This is a genomic window from Methylibium rhizosphaerae, from assembly GCF_006386545.1.
Taxonomy (GTDB): domain Bacteria; phylum Pseudomonadota; class Gammaproteobacteria; order Burkholderiales; family Burkholderiaceae_C; genus Pseudorivibacter; species Pseudorivibacter rhizosphaerae.
On the sequence record NZ_SWAR01000023.1, the window covers coordinates 24,056 to 39,085 of the forward strand.

13 protein-coding genes and 1 tRNA gene are annotated in these 15,030 nt (G+C 67.7%); 10 read left to right on the forward strand and 4 right to left on the reverse strand.

Going from position 1 to position 15,030, the window contains the following annotated elements:
- Positions 1-126 precede the first annotated feature (126 nt).
- Positions 127-546 (reverse strand): large conductance mechanosensitive channel protein MscL, encoded by a 420-nt coding sequence (gene mscL, locus E8D38_RS16555; protein WP_140633232.1) that lies wholly within the window; start codon positions 544-546, stop codon positions 127-129.
- A gap of 207 nt (positions 547-753) precedes the next feature.
- Here mscL and petA point away from each other — a divergent pair, with 207 nt between their 5' ends.
- The 6 genes from petA to E8D38_RS16585 all read left to right on the forward strand — a co-directional run bounded on the left by petA (position 754) and on the right by E8D38_RS16585 (position 5,066).
- Positions 754-1,368 carry a ubiquinol-cytochrome c reductase iron-sulfur subunit gene (petA, locus tag E8D38_RS16560; protein ID WP_140633235.1) on the forward strand — a complete coding sequence of 205 codons (615 nt, stop codon included), beginning with the start codon at positions 754-756 and terminating at the stop codon, positions 1,366-1,368.
- A gap of 18 nt (positions 1,369-1,386) precedes the next feature.
- Positions 1,387-2,787 (forward strand): cytochrome b, encoded by a 1,401-nt coding sequence (locus E8D38_RS16565; protein WP_140633238.1) that lies wholly within the window; start codon positions 1,387-1,389, stop codon positions 2,785-2,787.
- Between the two features lie 34 nt (positions 2,788-2,821).
- Positions 2,822-3,589 carry a cytochrome c1 gene (locus E8D38_RS16570; protein WP_140633241.1) on the forward strand — a complete coding sequence of 256 codons (768 nt, stop codon included), beginning with the start codon at positions 2,822-2,824 and terminating at the stop codon, positions 3,587-3,589.
- Between the two features lie 125 nt (positions 3,590-3,714).
- On the forward strand, positions 3,715-4,326 hold the full coding sequence (locus E8D38_RS16575; RefSeq protein WP_140633244.1) for a glutathione S-transferase N-terminal domain-containing protein: 612 nt from the start codon (positions 3,715-3,717) through the stop codon (positions 4,324-4,326).
- A gap of 16 nt (positions 4,327-4,342) precedes the next feature.
- Positions 4,343-4,867 (forward strand): ClpXP protease specificity-enhancing factor, encoded by a 525-nt coding sequence (locus E8D38_RS16580; protein WP_140633247.1) that lies wholly within the window; start codon positions 4,343-4,345, stop codon positions 4,865-4,867.
- Between the two features lie 123 nt (positions 4,868-4,990).
- A tRNA-Thr gene (locus tag E8D38_RS16585) sits at positions 4,991-5,066 on the forward strand.
- Between the two features lie 4 nt (positions 5,067-5,070).
- Here the strand turns inward: E8D38_RS16585 and E8D38_RS16590 are convergent.
- Positions 5,071-5,397 (reverse strand): hypothetical protein, encoded by a 327-nt coding sequence (locus E8D38_RS16590; protein ID WP_140633250.1) that lies wholly within the window; start codon positions 5,395-5,397, stop codon positions 5,071-5,073.
- Between the two features lie 20 nt (positions 5,398-5,417).
- Between E8D38_RS16590 and E8D38_RS16595 the strand changes: the two genes are divergently transcribed.
- The 3 genes from E8D38_RS16595 (at position 5,418) to argJ (ending at position 10,766) form a co-directional block, all read left to right on the forward strand.
- Positions 5,418-6,455 (forward strand): M23 family metallopeptidase, encoded by a 1,038-nt coding sequence (locus E8D38_RS16595; protein WP_140633253.1) that lies wholly within the window; start codon positions 5,418-5,420, stop codon positions 6,453-6,455.
- Between the two features lie 212 nt (positions 6,456-6,667).
- Positions 6,668-9,409, forward strand: coding sequence for a preprotein translocase subunit SecA (gene secA, locus E8D38_RS16600; protein WP_140633256.1), 2,742 nt, complete (start codon positions 6,668-6,670; stop codon positions 9,407-9,409).
- Positions 9,410-9,536: 127 nt separating this feature from the next.
- Entirely contained in the window at positions 9,537-10,766 is a 1,230-nt protein-coding gene (argJ, locus tag E8D38_RS16605) for a bifunctional glutamate N-acetyltransferase/amino-acid acetyltransferase ArgJ (RefSeq protein ID WP_140633259.1), read from the forward strand.
- A 49-nt stretch (positions 10,767-10,815) separates the two neighbouring features.
- Here the strand turns inward: argJ and E8D38_RS16610 are convergent, their stop codons facing one another.
- A complete protein-coding gene (locus E8D38_RS16610) occupies positions 10,816-12,420 on the reverse strand; it encodes an ATP-binding protein (protein ID WP_140633262.1) in 1,605 nt (534 codons plus the stop codon).
- A 476-nt stretch (positions 12,421-12,896) separates the two neighbouring features.
- On the opposite strand from E8D38_RS16610, the gene E8D38_RS16615 reads away from it, so the two are divergent.
- On the forward strand, positions 12,897-14,252 hold the full coding sequence (locus tag E8D38_RS16615) for an MFS transporter (RefSeq protein ID WP_140633265.1): 1,356 nt from the start codon (positions 12,897-12,899) through the stop codon (positions 14,250-14,252).
- Here the strand turns inward: E8D38_RS16615 and ugpQ are convergent, their stop codons facing one another.
- The gene (ugpQ, locus tag E8D38_RS16620; RefSeq protein ID WP_140633268.1) at positions 14,253-14,996 is read right to left on the reverse strand and encodes a glycerophosphodiester phosphodiesterase; all 744 of its coding nucleotides are present in this window, start codon (positions 14,994-14,996) and stop codon (positions 14,253-14,255) included.
- Between the last annotated feature and the right edge of the window lie 34 nt (positions 14,997-15,030).

The following is a 15,030-nucleotide window of genomic DNA, read 5'->3' on the forward strand; positions in this document are numbered from 1 at the left end:
TGCTACCGCCACCCGGCCCAAGTATGGACCGAAACAGCAGTGCATCCCCTCGTTCTGTGACAGCAACTCCCCACATCGTTTCCGGCTGGTCGGGTGTCCCTCCAGCTCTTCGGCAGCCGCAGCCCGCTACTTCTTCAATGCGTCGCGGATCTCGCGCAGCAGCACGATGTCTTCGGGCGGGGCCGCAGGAGCGGGGGCAGGCGGCGGCGCTTCGCGCTTGAGCCGGTTGATCTGCTTGACCATGATGAAGATGATCAGGGCGAGGATGACGAAGTACACGAGCGTGGTGAGGAAGCTGCCGTAGGCGAACACCGCCCCGGCCTTCTTGGCTTCGGCCAGGGGCAGCCCTGCAGGCTGGCCGGCCAGCGGGAGGTAATAGTTCGAGAAGTCGAGACCACCGGTCACCCGGCCGACCAGCGGCATGATCAGGTCGTTGACGACGGAGTCGACGATCTTGCCGAAGGCGCCGCCGATGATCACGCCCACCGCGAGATCGATCACGTTGCCCTTGACGGCAAACTCCTTGAACTCGGTCATGAATCCCATCGGTTGCTCCGTTGTGCGGCTCGAATCGCGTGGCGGCAGTATTCCCGAGCCTCATGGCAAGTCAAGCCAGCAGACGATCCGGGGACGCCATCTGTTGCACGTGGCCGCCATCAGACGGTTGCGGGCAGGTCGCCTTTCGGCGCGAGTTACGGGTCCGCTAGAATCGCGGGTTGCCCCCGAATCCGAACTCGAAACTCGAGGATTTTCATGAGCGATAACAAAGGTGAGAGCCCCGTCGACAAAGGCCGCCGCACCTGGGTAGCCATTGCTTGCGCAGCGGGCGGTGTGGGTGGCGTGGCCACCGCCGTTCCCTTCGTCAGAACCTTCGAGCCCTCGGAGCGGGCACGCGCAGCAGGCGCCCCGGTCGAAGTCGACATCAGCGCGCTGAAGCCCGGAGAGAAGCTCACGGTCGAATGGCGGGGCAAGCCGGTGTGGATCGTCAGGCGCACGCCGGAGCAGCTCGAATCGCTCAAGAAGACCGACCCGCTCGTGGCCGACCCGAGGTCGGAGCGCAAGGCCGACGAAGTCACGCCCATGAAGACCACCCGCAACGAGTGGCGCTCCATCAAGCCCGAGGTGCTGGTGGTGGTGGGCATCTGCTCGCACCTGGGCTGCTCGCCCGTCGACAAGTTCGCCACCGGCGCACAGCCCTCCCTGCCCGACGACTGGGCCGGCGGCTTCCTGTGCCCCTGCCACGGCTCCACCTTCGACCTGGCCGGCCGCGTGTACAAGAACAAGCCCGCGCCGGACAACCTCGAAGTCCCGCCCTACAAGTTCCTGTCCGACAGCCGCCTGCTGATCGGCGAAGGCGACGTGGCGTAACGCGCAGCGAGGTCCAAGATGGCTGAATTCAAAGAAATCTCCCCCGATGCGCCGGCCGCCGTGCGGCTGATGAACTGGGTCGACAACCGGTTCCCGGCCACCAAGCTCTGGAATGAGCACGCCGCCGAGTACTACGCGCCGAAGAACTTCAACTTCTGGTACTTCTTCGGTTCGCTGGCGATGCTGGTGCTGGTGATCCAGATCGTCACCGGCATCTTCCTCGTGATGAACTACAAGCCCGACGCGAACCTCGCTTTCGCCTCGGTCGAGTACATCATGCGCGACGTCCCCTGGGGCTGGCTGGTGCGCTACATGCACTCCACCGGCGCCAGCGCCTTCTTCGTGGTGGTGTACCTGCACATGTTCCGCGGCCTCATCTACGGCAGCTACCGCAAGCCGCGTGAGCTGGTGTGGATCTTCGGCTGCGCCATCTTCCTGTGCCTGATGGCCGAGGCCTTCATGGGCTACCTGCTGCCCTGGGGCCAGATGTCCTACTGGGGGGCGCAGGTGATCATCAACCTGTTCGCCGCCGTGCCGTTCGTGGGCCCGGACCTCGCCATCCTGATCCGCGGCGACTACGTGGTGGGCGACGCCACGCTGAACCGCTTCTTCAGCTTCCACGTCATCGCGGTGCCGCTGGTGCTGCTGGGCCTGGTGGTGGCGCACATCATCGCGCTGCACGAGGTGGGCTCCAACAACCCCGACGGCGTCGAGATCAAGGCCAAGAAGGACGCACAGGGCCGTCCGCTCGACGGCATCCCGTTCCACCCGTACTACACGGTGCACGACATCATGGGCACGGTGGTGTTCCTGTTCGTGTTCAGCGCCGTGGTGTTCTTCGCGCCCGAGTTCGGCGGCTACTTCCTCGAATACAACAACTTCATTCCGGCCGACCCGCTGAAGACGCCCGCGCACATCGCGCCTGTGTGGTACTTCACGCCGTTCTATTCGATGCTGCGCGCCACCACCGACCAGATGGTCTACGTGCTGGTCGGTCTGCTCGCGCTCGGTGCGGTGCTCGCCATCCTGCGCGGCGGCTTCTCCGCGCGAGGCAAGGTCACCGTCGCCATTGGCGCGGTGCTCGCGGCCGCGGCGCTGCTGACCTTCGAGGCCAAGTTCTGGGGCGTGGTGGTGATGGGCGGCGCTGTCGTGATCCTGTTCTTCCTGCCCTGGCTCGACCGCAGCCCGGTCAAGTCGATCCGGTATCGCCCCGACTGGCACAAGTACATGTACGGCCTGTTCGTCATCTTCTTCGTGGTGCTGGGGTATCTCGGCATCCAGCCGCCTTCGCCGCTGGGCGAGCGCCTTTCCCAGGTGGGGACGCTGGCGTATTTCGGCTTCTTCCTGCTCATGCCCTGGTGGAGCCGCGTGGGCACGTTCAAGCCCGTGCCGGAGCGCGTGACCTATCACGCTCACTGACTGACAGCACGACCAGCCTAGAAAGACACCCAAGATGAAAAAGCTGATCGCTTCCCTGCTGGCCTCGCTGGCACTGCTTTCCGGGGCGCAAGCGGCCGAAGGCGGCATCGCGTGGGACAAGTTCCCGACCGAGAAGATGTCGGACGTGGCGGCGCTGCAGAACGGTGCCAAGCTGTTCGTCAACTACTGCCTGAACTGCCATGCAGCCGCCTTCATGCGCTACAACCGCATGCAGGACATCGGCCTGACCGAAGACCAGATCAAGTCGAACCTGATGTTCGCCACAGAGAAGGTCGGCGACACCATGCAGGTGGCCCTGAACCCGAAAAATGCCAAGGAATGGTTCGGCGCCGTGCCGCCCGACCTCACCGTGATCGCGCGCTCGCGCGCCGGTCATGGCGGCACCGGGGCCGACTACCTGTATACCTACCTGCGCACCTACTTCCGCGACGGGACCAAGGCCACCGGCTGGGACAACCTCGCGTTCCCCAACGTGGGCATGCCGCATGTGCTGTGGGAGCTGCAGGGCCAGCGCGTGGCCAAGTACGAAGAGGCCAAGGACCCGCACGACCCCAGCAAGACGGTGCATCGTTTTGCCGGCTTCGAGCAGGTCACGCCGGGCAAGCTGTCGCCCCAGGCCTACGACTCCGCCGTTGCCGACCTCGTGGCGTATCTTCAGTGGATGGGCGAGCCGGCACAGAACCAGCGCGTGCGCGTGGGCGTGTGGGTGCTGCTGTTCCTGGCGGCCTTCTTCGTGATTGCGTGGCGCCTGAACGCCGCCTACTGGAAAGACGTGAAGTGACGTATTGAACTGGTGCCGCGGCCGGCTCGTCCGGCGCGGCGCCCTGTCGGAGTGGGATGCGCCCCTGCCGCCCACTCCGTTTGTGTTTTTCGAGAACCTGTTTCTTTTGCTGGGAGCACACCGCCATGATGGTGCTTTACTCCGGAACCACCTGCCCCTATTCGCATCGCTGCCGCTTCGTGCTGTTCGAGAAGGGCATGGATTTCGAGATCCGTGACGTCGACCTCTTCGCGAAGCCCGAAGACATCGCGCTGATGAACCCGTACAACGAGGTGCCGATCCTGGTCGAGCGCGACCTCATCCTGTACGAGTCGCACATCATCAACGAGTACATCGACGAGCGTTTCCCGCACCCGCAGCTGATGCCGGGCGACCCGGTGGCGCGCGCCCGCGTGCGCCTGTTCCTCTTCAACTTCGAGAAGGAACTGTTCGCCCACGTGAACCTGCTCGAGAGCCGGGGCGTCAAGGCCACCGACAAGCAGCTCGAGAAGGCGCGTTCGCAGATCCGCGATCGCCTCACGCAGCTGGCGCCCATCTTCCTGAAGAACAAGTACATGCTGGGCGACGACTTCTCGATGCTCGACGTGGCGATCGCGCCGCTGCTGTGGCGCCTCGACTACTACGGCATCGACCTGTCGAAGAATGCGGCGCCGCTGCTGAAGTACGCCGAGCGCATCTTCTCGCGCCCGGCCTACATCGAGGCGCTTACGCCCTCCGAAAAGGTGATGCGCAAGTAAGCCGCGTGGTGGTGCGATGACCGGTCCTGCCGCCCCCGAAGCACAAGGTACGTCCACCCGGCCGTACCTGATCCGCGCGCTGCACGACTGGTGCACCGACAACGGCTTCACCCCGTATCTCGCGGTGTATGTCGACCGCTCGGTGCAGGTGCCGCTCGAGTACGTCAAGAACAACGAGATCGTGCTCAACGTGAGCTTCGAGGCCACCAGCGGCCTGCAGCTCGGCAACGACCAAGTCTCGTTCAAGGCCCGCTTCGGCGGCGTGGCGCGGGAGATCATCGTCCCGATCGACCACGTGATCGCCATCTATGCGCGCGAGAACGGCCAGGGCATGGCCTTCCCGGTGCCCACCGATGCCGCTGCCGCCGCGCAAGACGACACCCAGGGCGCGGCTGCTTCGCCCGGTGCGGCCGGCGAGCGCGGCTTGCGGCTGGCAGTGCCGGCCGACGAAGAGGCTGAGTCGGGCGCTGACGAGCCGCCGCCGGAGCCCCCGGCACCCGCAGGCGGCAACGGGCGGCCGTCGCTCAAGCGCGTGAAGTAACAAGCGGTGATGCGGGGCGGACGTCGCAGCCGCGCCTAGAATCGCGCTCTGCGGCGCAGCAACGGCGTCCGCAAGTGCATGGCACATCGAAGTGCGTGAACAAGTTGGCGCCAGGCGCCTCCGGCCGGCTTAGCTCAGTTGGTAGAGCAACCGCCTTGTAAGCGGTAGGTCATCCGTTCGAGTCGGATAGCCGGCACCAAGCTTTACACATTGCCGTTTCCGCTTGATTGAACATGGATGCGGATGGCGGTAACCTGCCAGCCCCGCTGACGCAGCGTGGCTTCGAGCCGCGGTTGCAACTGCCGCAACTTGGCTGCCACAGCAGCATTGCGAGCAATCAGGGTCCAGCCCAGGTCGTCAACCGGGCCGGCGCTCACGTAGGGGGTCAGCGCAGCGGGCAAGCAGGTTCGCACGGCATCGAGTCGTGCCTTGGAGTCGGCCAGCCGCTGCTGCAGCCGCTCCAGTGGACCGCTTCGTTGGAGGGCGTCCCGGATCGGCAGCGCGTCAGGTACCGAGCGGTGCATGGTCATGGTGTGAGGAGTGTAGAGCGATGCAGGTAATGATCACCCACGGGCGCATGGCCCGCACGCGCGTGCTGCAGTTCAGCGCCCTGCAGGTGGCCGTGCTCGGCGTGCTGCTCGGCACGCTGCTGATGCTGCTGTCCGGCGCCGTGTACCACTTCATCTTCCTCAAGGCCGCTCGCGAAGGCTGGCCGGTGGTGAGCCAGGTGGTTCGGCTGGTGGTTCGCGACGAAATCGCCCAGCGCGACCGGTTCATGCGCGAGAACCTCGACGCCATGGCGCAGCGGGTGGGCGAAATGCAGGCCAAGCTGGTGAAGCTCGAAGTGATGGGTGAGCGCGTCTCGGGGCTCGCCGGACTCAAGCCTGAAGACCTGCGCCCCGGCGACGACAAGGAAGCCGGCCGTGGCGCTCCGGCTGGCCGTGGCGGCGCTCCGGCCGGCAGCAAGCCGGTGGGCGCGAGCGGGCAGGGCGGGCCTTACGTGCCGGCACCCCATTCGCCTTCGCTGGAGCAGCTCAACCAGGCCATGGCGCAGCTCGATGAGCAGACGCAGCACCACAGCGACATGTTCACCATGATCGAGTCCCGCCTGTTCGAGAGCCGGCTGCGCGCCCTCATGGTCCCGAGCTCGGCCCCGGTGGAAGGGCCCGTCGGCTCGGGCTTCGGCTTCCGCACCGACCCGTTCACCGGCCGCGGCGCCTTGCATACCGGGCTCGACTTCCCGGCCGACGTGGGCACCCCGATCCAGGCCGCGGCCGGCGGCGTGGTCGTCGCCTCCGAATCGCACCCCCAGTACGGCAGCATGGTCGAGGTCGATCACGGCAACAGCCTCGTCACCCGCTATGCGCATGCCTCGAAGCTGCTCGTGAAGACGGGCGACATCGTCAAGCGCGGGCAGGTCATCGCCCTCGTCGGTTCCACCGGCCGCTCGACCGGGCCGCACCTGCACTTCGAGGTGCTGGTGGAAGGCGTGCCCCAGAACCCGAGCAAGTTCCTCGCGGGCAACCGCGCCGGGGCCTCCACCGCCGTGGCGTCCGGCTCCCGGTCCCAGCCCGCCACCGCCCGCTGACACACGCGGCTGGCCCGGCCTGGCGACCCCTGGTCGCGAGGCACCCCGGTGCTAGAATTTTTCGCTTTGCGGCGGCTGCCGCAAGCGGTTGCACGCCGCGCTTGCAAACCGGCGGTCAGGCCCCAGTTGGCAGGGGCACGAAGCGGGCAGCCGACGCGCTCCGCCTGGTCCGCCGTCAGCCGGCGGCCCCTCGCCCACAACCTCCTCGAAGCATGTTGCCCAATCTTCTCACTCAAATTTTTGGCAGCCGCAACGACCGCCTGCTGAAGCAGTACCGGCGTGTGGTCGAGAAGATCAACGCGCTCGAACCGCAGTTCGAAAAGCTCTCCGACGACGAGCTGCGCGGCCAGACCCAGCAGTTCCGCGACCGCATCGGCAAGGGCGAGTCCCTGGACGACCTGCTGCCCGAAGCGTTCGCGGTGGTGCGCGAGGCCAGCAAGCGCGTGCTGAAGATGCGGCACTTCGACGTGCAGCTCATCGGCGGCATGGCACTGCACAACGGCAAGATCGCCGAAATGCGCACCGGCGAAGGCAAGACGCTCACGGCGACCTTGCCGGTGTACCTGAACGCGCTCGCCGGCAAGGGCGTGCACGTGGTCACGGTGAACGACTACCTCGCCCGCCGCGACGCCGAATGGATGGGCCGGCTGTACAACTTCCTCGGGCTTTCGGTGGGCGTGAACCTGCCCCAGATGCCGCGCGAGGAAAAGCAGGCCGCCTACGCCGCCGACGTGACCTACGGCACCAACAACGAATTCGGCTTCGACTACCTGCGCGACAACATGGTCTACGAGACCGCGGATCGCGTGGCGCACGGGCTGAACTACGCGATCGTCGACGAGGTGGACTCCATCCTGATCGACGAGGCGCGCACGCCGCTCATCATCAGCGGCCAGGCCGAGGACCACACCGAGCTGTACGTGCGCATCAACGCGGTGGTGCCGCACCTCAAGAAGCAGATCGGCGAGGCCGACCCGCGCACCGGCGAGGGGGTCATCGAGCCGGGCGACTTCACCGCCGACGAGAAGTCCCACCAGGTCTTCCTCACCGAAGCCGGCCACGAGCGCGCCGAAGAACTGCTCGCCAAGGCCGGGCTGCTGGCCGAGGGCGCGTCGCTGTACGACGCGGCCAACATCACGCTGATGCACCACCTCACGGCGGCGCTGCGGGCCCAGCACCTGTACCACCGCGACCAGCACTATGTGGTGCAGAACGGCGAAGTGGTCATCGTCGACGAGTTCACCGGCCGCCTGATGACGGGCCGCCGCTGGTCCGACGGCCTGCACCAGGCGGTGGAGGCGAAGGAAGGCGTGGCCATCCAGCCGGAAAACCAGACGCTGGCGTCCATCACCTTCCAGAACTACTTCCGCATGTACGCCAAGCTGGCGGGCATGACCGGCACGGCCGACACCGAGGCCTACGAATTCCAGGAGATCTACGGCCTCGAGACCGTGGTGATCCCGCCCAACAGGCCGACCGTGCGGCGCGACGAGCTCGACCTCGTCTACAAGACCGCGCGCGAGCGCTATGACGCGGTCGTCAAGGACATCGCCGACTGCTACGAGCGAGGCCAGCCGGTGCTGGTGGGCACCACCTCGATCGAGAACTCGGAGCTCGTGTCCAAGCTGCTCGACAAGGCCAAGCTGCCGCACCAGGTGCTCAACGCCAAGCAGCACGCCAAGGAAGCCGAGATCGTGGCCCAGGCCGGGCGGCCGAAGATGATCACGATCGCCACCAACATGGCGGGTCGCGGCACCGACATCGTGCTGGGCGGCAACGTCGAGAAGCAGGTCCAGTTCATCGAGGCCGACGAGAGCATTCCCGAAGCCGACAAGGCCCAGCGCATCCAGACGCTCAAGGACGAATGGGCCGGCCTGCACGAGCAGGTCAAGGCCCAGGGCGGCCTGCGCATCATCGCCACCGAGCGGCACGAGAGCCGCCGCATCGACAACCAGCTGCGCGGCCGCTCCGGCCGCCAGGGCGACCCGGGTTCGTCGCGCTTCTACCTGTCGCTCGAAGACCCGCTGATGCGCATCTTCGCGGGCGACCGGGTGAAGGCCATCATGGAGCGCCTGAAGATGCCCGATGGCGAAGCCATCGAGGCGGGCATCGTGACCCGCAGCATCGAAAGCGCGCAGCGCAAGGTCGAGGCCCGCAACTTCGACATCCGCAAGCAGCTGCTCGAATACGACGACGTGTCGAACGACCAGCGCAAGGTGATCTACCAGCAGCGCAACGACATCCTCGAGGCCGAGAACCTCGGCGCGCAGATCGCCCACCTGCGCCGCGGCGCGATGAGCGACGTGGTGCGCACCTTCGTGCCGGCCGAAAGCGTGGAGGAGCAGTGGGACCTCGACAGCCTGGAAAAGGCGCTGCGCGACGAATGGCTGCTCGACGTGCGGCTCAAGGCCGAGGTCGAGAAGAGCGACGCCATCACCGACGATGACATCCTCGAGAAGGTGGTGAAGGCCGCCGACGACTCGTTTGCCGCCAAGCTGGCCATCGTCGGCGAAGGCCAGTTCGCGGCCTTCGAGCGGATGATCCTGCTGCAGACCATCGACACCCGCTGGCGCGAGCACCTGGCCGCGCTCGACTACCTGCGCCAGGGCATCCACCTGCGCGGCTACGCCCAGAAGAACCCGAAACAGGAATACAAGCGCGAGGCCTTCGAGCTGTTCTCCCAGATGCTCGACATGGTGAAGATGGAAGTGACGCGCGTGCTGATGACCGTGCGCATCCAGACCCAGGAAGAAGCCGCACAGGCGGCCGAAGCCATCGAGGAAAAGGCCGAGGCGATCTCCAACGTCACCTACACCCACCCGAACGAAGACGGCAGCGTGGCCACCGAAAGCGAAGCGCCGCCGGCCGGCAGCGTGCCGCGGGTCGGCCGCAACGACCCCTGCCCCTGCGGCAGCGGGAAGAAGTACAAGCAGTGCCACGGCAAGCTCGCCTGAACTCGCTCGAACCGTAGAAGCATTTGCGTACCGATTGAAGGGGGCCTTGACGGCCCTCTTCGTCTTTCCGAAGGCATGCGCTCCCTACAATGCGCGCTCGCCCCTTTCCTGACCCGTGAGGCCCGCCATGCCCGTGAACCTGACCGCCCCCGATCCCGCCGACCTGTTTGCCGTGCCCGGTGTCGAGATCGGCATCGCGATGGCCGGCGTGCGCAAGGCCAACCGGCGTGACCTCACGGTCATCACGCTGGCCGAGGGCGCGGCGGTGGCCGGCGTGTTCACCCGCAACCGCTTCTGCGCCGCGCCGGTGCAGCTGTGCCGCAAGCACCTGGCCGCCGGTGTGGGCGTGCGGGCCCTGGTCATCAACACCGGCAATGCCAACGCCGGCACCGGCGAAGACGGGCTCACACGCGCCTATGCCACCTGCGTGGCCCTGGCGCAGAAGCTCGAGCTCGCGCCGGAGCAGGTGCTGCCGTTTTCCACCGGCGTGATCATGGAGACGCTGCCCAACGATCGCATCGCCGCGGCGCTGCCGGCCGCGCTCGCCGACCTGAAGGCCGACCACTGGGCCACCGCGGCCGAGGCCATCATGACGACCGACACGCTGCCGAAGGCGGCGTCGCGCAAGGTGCAGATCGGCGGCGCCACCGTCACGGTCACCGGCATCTCCAAGGGCGCCGGCATGATCCGTCCGAACATGGCCACCATGCTGGGCTTCGTGGCCACCGACGCCAACATTGCCGCCGGCCTGGTGCAGACGCTGGTGAGCGAAGCGGCCGACCGCTCTTTCAACCGCATCACCATCGACGGCGATACCTCCACCAACGACTCGTTCATGCTGATGGCCACCCGCCAGGCCGCGCATGACGAGATCACCTCGCTCGATTCGCCCGAAGGCCGCGCCCTGCGCGAGGCGGTGATCGCGGTGTCCACGCAGCTGGCGCAGGCCATCGTGCGCGACGGCGAGGGCGCCACCAAGTTCATCACCGTGCAGGTCGAAGGCGGCCGCACCGAGGCCGAATGCCAGCAGGTCGCCTATGCGATCGCCCATTCGCCGCTGGTCAAGACCGCCTTCTACGCGAGCGACCCCAACCTCGGCCGCATCCTCGCGGCAGTGGGCTATGCCGGCATCGCCGACCTCGACCAGGGGTTGATCGAGCTGCACCTCGACGACGTGCACGTGGCCACCAAGGGCGGCCGCCATCCGGCCTACCGCGAAGAAGACGGCCAGCGCGTCATGAAGCAGAGCGAGATCACGGTGCGCGTCGGACTCAACCGGGGCGTGGCGCAGGCCACCGTATGGACCTGCGATTTCTCGCACGACTACGTGAGCATCAACGCCGACTACCGCAGCTGACGCAGCTGACGCGGCTGACGCAGCTGACGCAGCAGGCCGGGCTGCGGCCTCAGGCCTGGCTCGACTCGCCCGGCAGCACGACGAAGAAGCAGGCGCCCTTGCCGGGCTCCGCCTCGGCCCACACACGGCCGCCGTGCCGCTGCACCGCGCGGCGCACGATGGCCAGGCCCACGCCGGTGCCGGCGAACTCGGACTCGCTGTGCATGCGCCGGAACGGCTCGAACAGGTGGCGAGCCCGGGCCATGTCGAAGCCGGCGCCGTCATCGCGCACCAGGAAGCCGTGCCCGCCTTCGGGAGAGACGTAGGGCTTGAGCGCGATGTGGGCGCGCATGCGCCTGGAGGTGTATTTCCAGGCGTTGGAGAGCAGGTTCTCCAGCACGAGGTGCAGCAGCCCGATGTCGCCGTACACCGGCAGCGTGTGCGGCAGGTCGATCTCCACATGGCGCTGCGGGGCTGCGGCCTGCAGCCGGGCCAGCACCTCATGGGCCATGGGTGCGAGATCGATGGTGCGCGGCATCGGCGTCTCGCGGCCCACCTTCGAAAGGCTCAGCAGGTCCTCGATGATGTGGCCCATCCGCTGGGCTGCGGTGTGGATGTAGCCGAGGAAGGTCCGGCTCTGCGGGTCGAGCCGGCCGTCGTGCGGCGGCTCGGTCAACAGCCGGCTGAAGCCGTCGATCGCGCGCAGCGGCGCGCGCAGGTCATGCGAGACGGAATAGTTGAACGCCTGCAGCTCCTCGTTGGCATGTTCGAGCGCGGCGGTGCGCTCGCGCACCCTTTCCTCCAGCTCCGCATACAGCCGCACGTTCTCGATGGCAACGGAGGTCGTGTCGGCGAGCGCCTGCAGCAGGCTGAGCTCGCTTTCGGTCGCCTCGTGGGGCGCTGCCCAGTAGCTGCCGATCGCGCCGATCGGCGACTCGATCCGGATCGGCACCATGACCAGGCTCTTCACGAAGGTGGGCCGGTAGGCGTCGATGGGGATGCGCGGGTCGACGTAGATGTCGGGAATCACCGCGGCCTGCTGGTTCAGCATGGCCCAGCCGCTGATGCAGGCCTGCAGCGGGAAGCGCCGGCCCTTCCACAGCGGCTCGATCGCGTCCTCGTCGGCATAGAAGCACTGCTCGCCATCGCGCAGCACGAAGGTGGCGCCGTCGGCCCCGGTGAGCCGGCGGGCGCCGGTGCGCACGATGGCCATCACGTCGGCCATCGTGCGGGCGGTGGACAGCTGCTTGACGATGCCGATCAGCACCGCGAGGCTTTCCTTCTCGCTTTCCAGGCGCTCGCGCTCCCGCTTGTTCTGCAGGTAGTGCATCGCCGGCAGCAGGCGCCACAGGCCGTCTTTCAGGATGTAGTCGTTCGCGCCCGCCTTCAGGCATTCGAGTGCCCGCCGCTCGTCGGCGTTGCCGCTGAGCACGATGAAAGGAATGGCCGGGTGCGCGTCACGCGCAAGCTCCAGCGCCTGCAGCCCGTCCAGGCCCGGCAGGCTGTTGTCGCAGACCACCGCATCGAAACTGCCGTGTCCGAGCGCATCGGCATAGGCGCGCGCCGAATCGACGGTGCGCCACTGCACGGCGACCTGCCAGCGTTCGACGGTCCGGTGGATCAGGTCCGCATCGAGCGGGTCGTCTTCGAGGTGCAGGATGCGCAGGCTGTCCATCGAGTGCTGCCGGGCGGCCCGTGAAGCGGAAGAACCCCCGCATGCTAGGGAGCACCCCGGGGGTGAACATTCCCCCTTTGGAGGGAGTCGTGTGCAGCATGCACGCTGCTCGCGTTTTGCTCGGCCTTTGCCCCGGGCCCTTGTGACGCCGCCGGGGCCGCTGCTAGCATGTGGGCCGCATCATTCGAGGAGCCTTCCATGGACGCGATGAACCCGATCGGCCTTGCAAGCGCAACACGCGGCGGGCTGCTCGCGGGCTCTGTCGCACCTCATGATGTGCGGCGCACCTCCCGAGTACGACCGCCCTCCCGCAGCAGCCGCTAGGCCGCGGCAACGCCCGCCCGCCGGCTGCAGCGCTGCCTGACGCAGCGCCAGGCCCCCCACTCGCAAACGCCCCGACCACAGGCCCACAAGGCCGGTGGTGATCCCGACCCTTTCTTGCGGCGCACACCCGAGCCGCAAGCGTGGAGAACACCATGACCGCATGGCTGGCCCGCATCCGCGGAGCCTTGCAGCAGCGAATGACGCTGCCGCCCGACGACCTGCTGCGCGACGCCACCTACCGCCGCCTGTGGAGCTCCATCCTCATTAGCTCCTTCGGCGGGCAGGTGACCATGCTCGCGCTGCCGCTCACCGCCGCCGTGCTGCTTGACGCGAGTCCCACGCAGATGGGCGTGCTCACCGCGATGGAGATCCTGCCCTTCGTGCTGCTGTCGCTGCCCAGCGGCGTGTGGCTCGACCGGGTGCGCAAGCTGCCGGTGTACGTGGCCGGCGAAGCGAGCATCGCCGTCGTGGTGGCCAGCGTGCCGCTCGCGTGGTGGCTGGGCTGGCTCGGCATGGGCTGGATGTACGCGGCCGCCTTCGTGATGGGCTGCATCTACGTCACGGCCGGCTCGGCCGCGCAGATCGTGCTGACCCAGGTGGTGGCACGCGAGCGGCTGGTCGAGGCGCATGCCAAGAACGCGCTGGCCACCTCGGGCGCCGAAGTGGCCGGGCCGGGCCTGGCGGGCGCGCTGATCAAGGTGGTCGGCGCGCCGGTCGCGCTGCTGGTCGATGCGGTGCTGCTGCTGGTGTCGGTGGCCATCCTGCGCGGCATCCGGGTGCACGAGATCCGCCGCGAGCGGCCGGACGCGCATTTCTGGCGCGACCTGAAGGCCGGCGTGCGCTTTGTGCGCAACACGCCGCTGCTGGTGGCCCTGGCCATCGCGGTGGGCCTGTGGCAGATGCTGCACCACAGCGCCCTCGTCGTGCAGATCCTGTTCGCCACCCGCACCCTCGGGCTCAACGAGCACCAGGTGGGCCTGAGCTATGTGGGCATGGGGCTGGGCACCATCGTCGCCAGCACGGTGGGCAACCGCATCTCCAAGCGCGTCGGCCCGGGGCCGTGCCTGGTGCTGGGCTTCGCCATCTGCGGGCTCGGCTGGTCGCTGCTGGCGGTGGCGCCGGCCGACCGCTGGGGCATCGCCGCCTTCGCGCTCATGCTGGTGTGCTTCAGCGCCGGCGCGGTGCTGATCTTCATCAACTTCCTGGCGCTGCGGCAGGCGGTCACGCCGGAGCACCTGCTGGGCCGCATGACCAGCACGATGCGCTGGCTCATCCTCATCCCGGCCGGGCCGGGCGCGCTGATCGGCGGCTGGCTGGGCGAACACGTGGGGCTGCGCACCTCGCTCGGCTTCGCCGGGCTCGGCGCCCTGCTGCTGGCGGTGCTGGCATGGCGCCACCCGGTGATCCGCAACACCATCGAACTGCCGCAGCCCGAGCCGGAAGAGAGCCTGCTCGGGGCCGAGGCCACGGTGCGGCCGGCCGACGTGGTGCAGGCCGAAGGGGTGTGATCAGACCGAGTTGCCGGGCGAGAAGCGGTCCACCGCATCGGTGATGAGCCCGTCGATGCCCAGGCCGTGCAGGCGGTGGGCTTCGGCCGGGTCGTTCACCGTGTAGGCCAGCGCCTTCAGGCCGGCGCCGTGGATCGCGCCGATGACCTGCGCATCGAGCAGCGCATACAGGCTCACCACCGCCACGCAGCCGAGCGAGCGGGCCTGGTCCAGCCAGCCGTCGTGGAGCTTGTCGAGCAGCAGGCCGCGCGGCAGTTGCGCGGCGGCTTCGCGTGCGCCCTGCAGCGCGTCGGGCTTGAACGAGGTGAGCAGCGGCGGCACCGCATCGCCATGCCACAGCCGGGCCGCTTCGGTGGCCACCACCCGTCCGGTGTGCAGTTCGGTGCCGGGCGTGGGCTTGATCTCGATGTTGAGCGCGAAGCCGTTGCGGCGCACGAAGTGCGCCACCGCCGACAGCGCCGGCAGCGGCTCGCCGGCGAAGGTGCGGCCATGCCAGCCGCCGGCGTCCACCTGCGACAGCTGCGCCCACGGCAGATCGCCGGCCGTGCCGCGCCGGTCGGTGGTGCGGTTGAGCGTTGCATCGTGCAGCAGGAAAGGCACGCCGTCGGCCGAGAGCTTCACGTCGCACTCGAACATGCGATAGCCGTGGCTCGCTCCCACCCGGAAGGCCGCCAGCGTGTTCTCCGGCGCCAGCTTGCCGGCGCCGCGGTGTGCGATCCACAGCGGGTAGGGCCATGCGGTCATGTCTGCACCTTGAATGTCTGCCCCTCGTCCGGCG

Excerpts from the sequence above, each read along its gene's own strand:
- E8D38_RS16580 (WP_140633247.1), top strand. The coding sequence starts at position 4,343 with ATGACCGGTCCTGCCGCCCCCGAAGCACAAGGTACGTCCACCCGGCCG.
- argJ (WP_140633259.1), top strand. The coding sequence starts at position 9,537 with ATGCCCGTGAACCTGACCGCCCCCGATCCCGCCGACCTGTTTGCCGTG.
- petA (WP_140633235.1), top strand. The coding sequence starts at position 754 with ATGAGCGATAACAAAGGTGAGAGCCCCGTCGACAAAGGCCGCCGCACC.
- E8D38_RS16590 (WP_140633250.1), bottom strand. The coding sequence starts at position 5,397 with ATGACCATGCACCGCTCGGTACCTGACGCGCTGCCGATCCGGGACGCC.
- E8D38_RS16615 (WP_140633265.1), top strand. The coding sequence starts at position 12,897 with ATGACCGCATGGCTGGCCCGCATCCGCGGAGCCTTGCAGCAGCGAATG.
- E8D38_RS16570 (WP_140633241.1), top strand. The coding sequence starts at position 2,822 with ATGAAAAAGCTGATCGCTTCCCTGCTGGCCTCGCTGGCACTGCTTTCC.
- E8D38_RS16595 (WP_140633253.1), top strand. The coding sequence starts at position 5,418 with ATGCAGGTAATGATCACCCACGGGCGCATGGCCCGCACGCGCGTGCTG.
- E8D38_RS16565 (WP_140633238.1), top strand. The coding sequence starts at position 1,387 with ATGGCTGAATTCAAAGAAATCTCCCCCGATGCGCCGGCCGCCGTGCGG.
- mscL (WP_140633232.1), bottom strand. The coding sequence starts at position 546 with ATGGGATTCATGACCGAGTTCAAGGAGTTTGCCGTCAAGGGCAACGTG.
- ugpQ (WP_140633268.1), bottom strand. The coding sequence starts at position 14,996 with ATGACCGCATGGCCCTACCCGCTGTGGATCGCACACCGCGGCGCCGGC.
- E8D38_RS16610 (WP_140633262.1), bottom strand. The coding sequence starts at position 12,420 with ATGGACAGCCTGCGCATCCTGCACCTCGAAGACGACCCGCTCGATGCG.
- secA (WP_140633256.1), top strand. The coding sequence starts at position 6,668 with ATGTTGCCCAATCTTCTCACTCAAATTTTTGGCAGCCGCAACGACCGC.
- E8D38_RS16575 (WP_140633244.1), top strand. The coding sequence starts at position 3,715 with ATGATGGTGCTTTACTCCGGAACCACCTGCCCCTATTCGCATCGCTGC.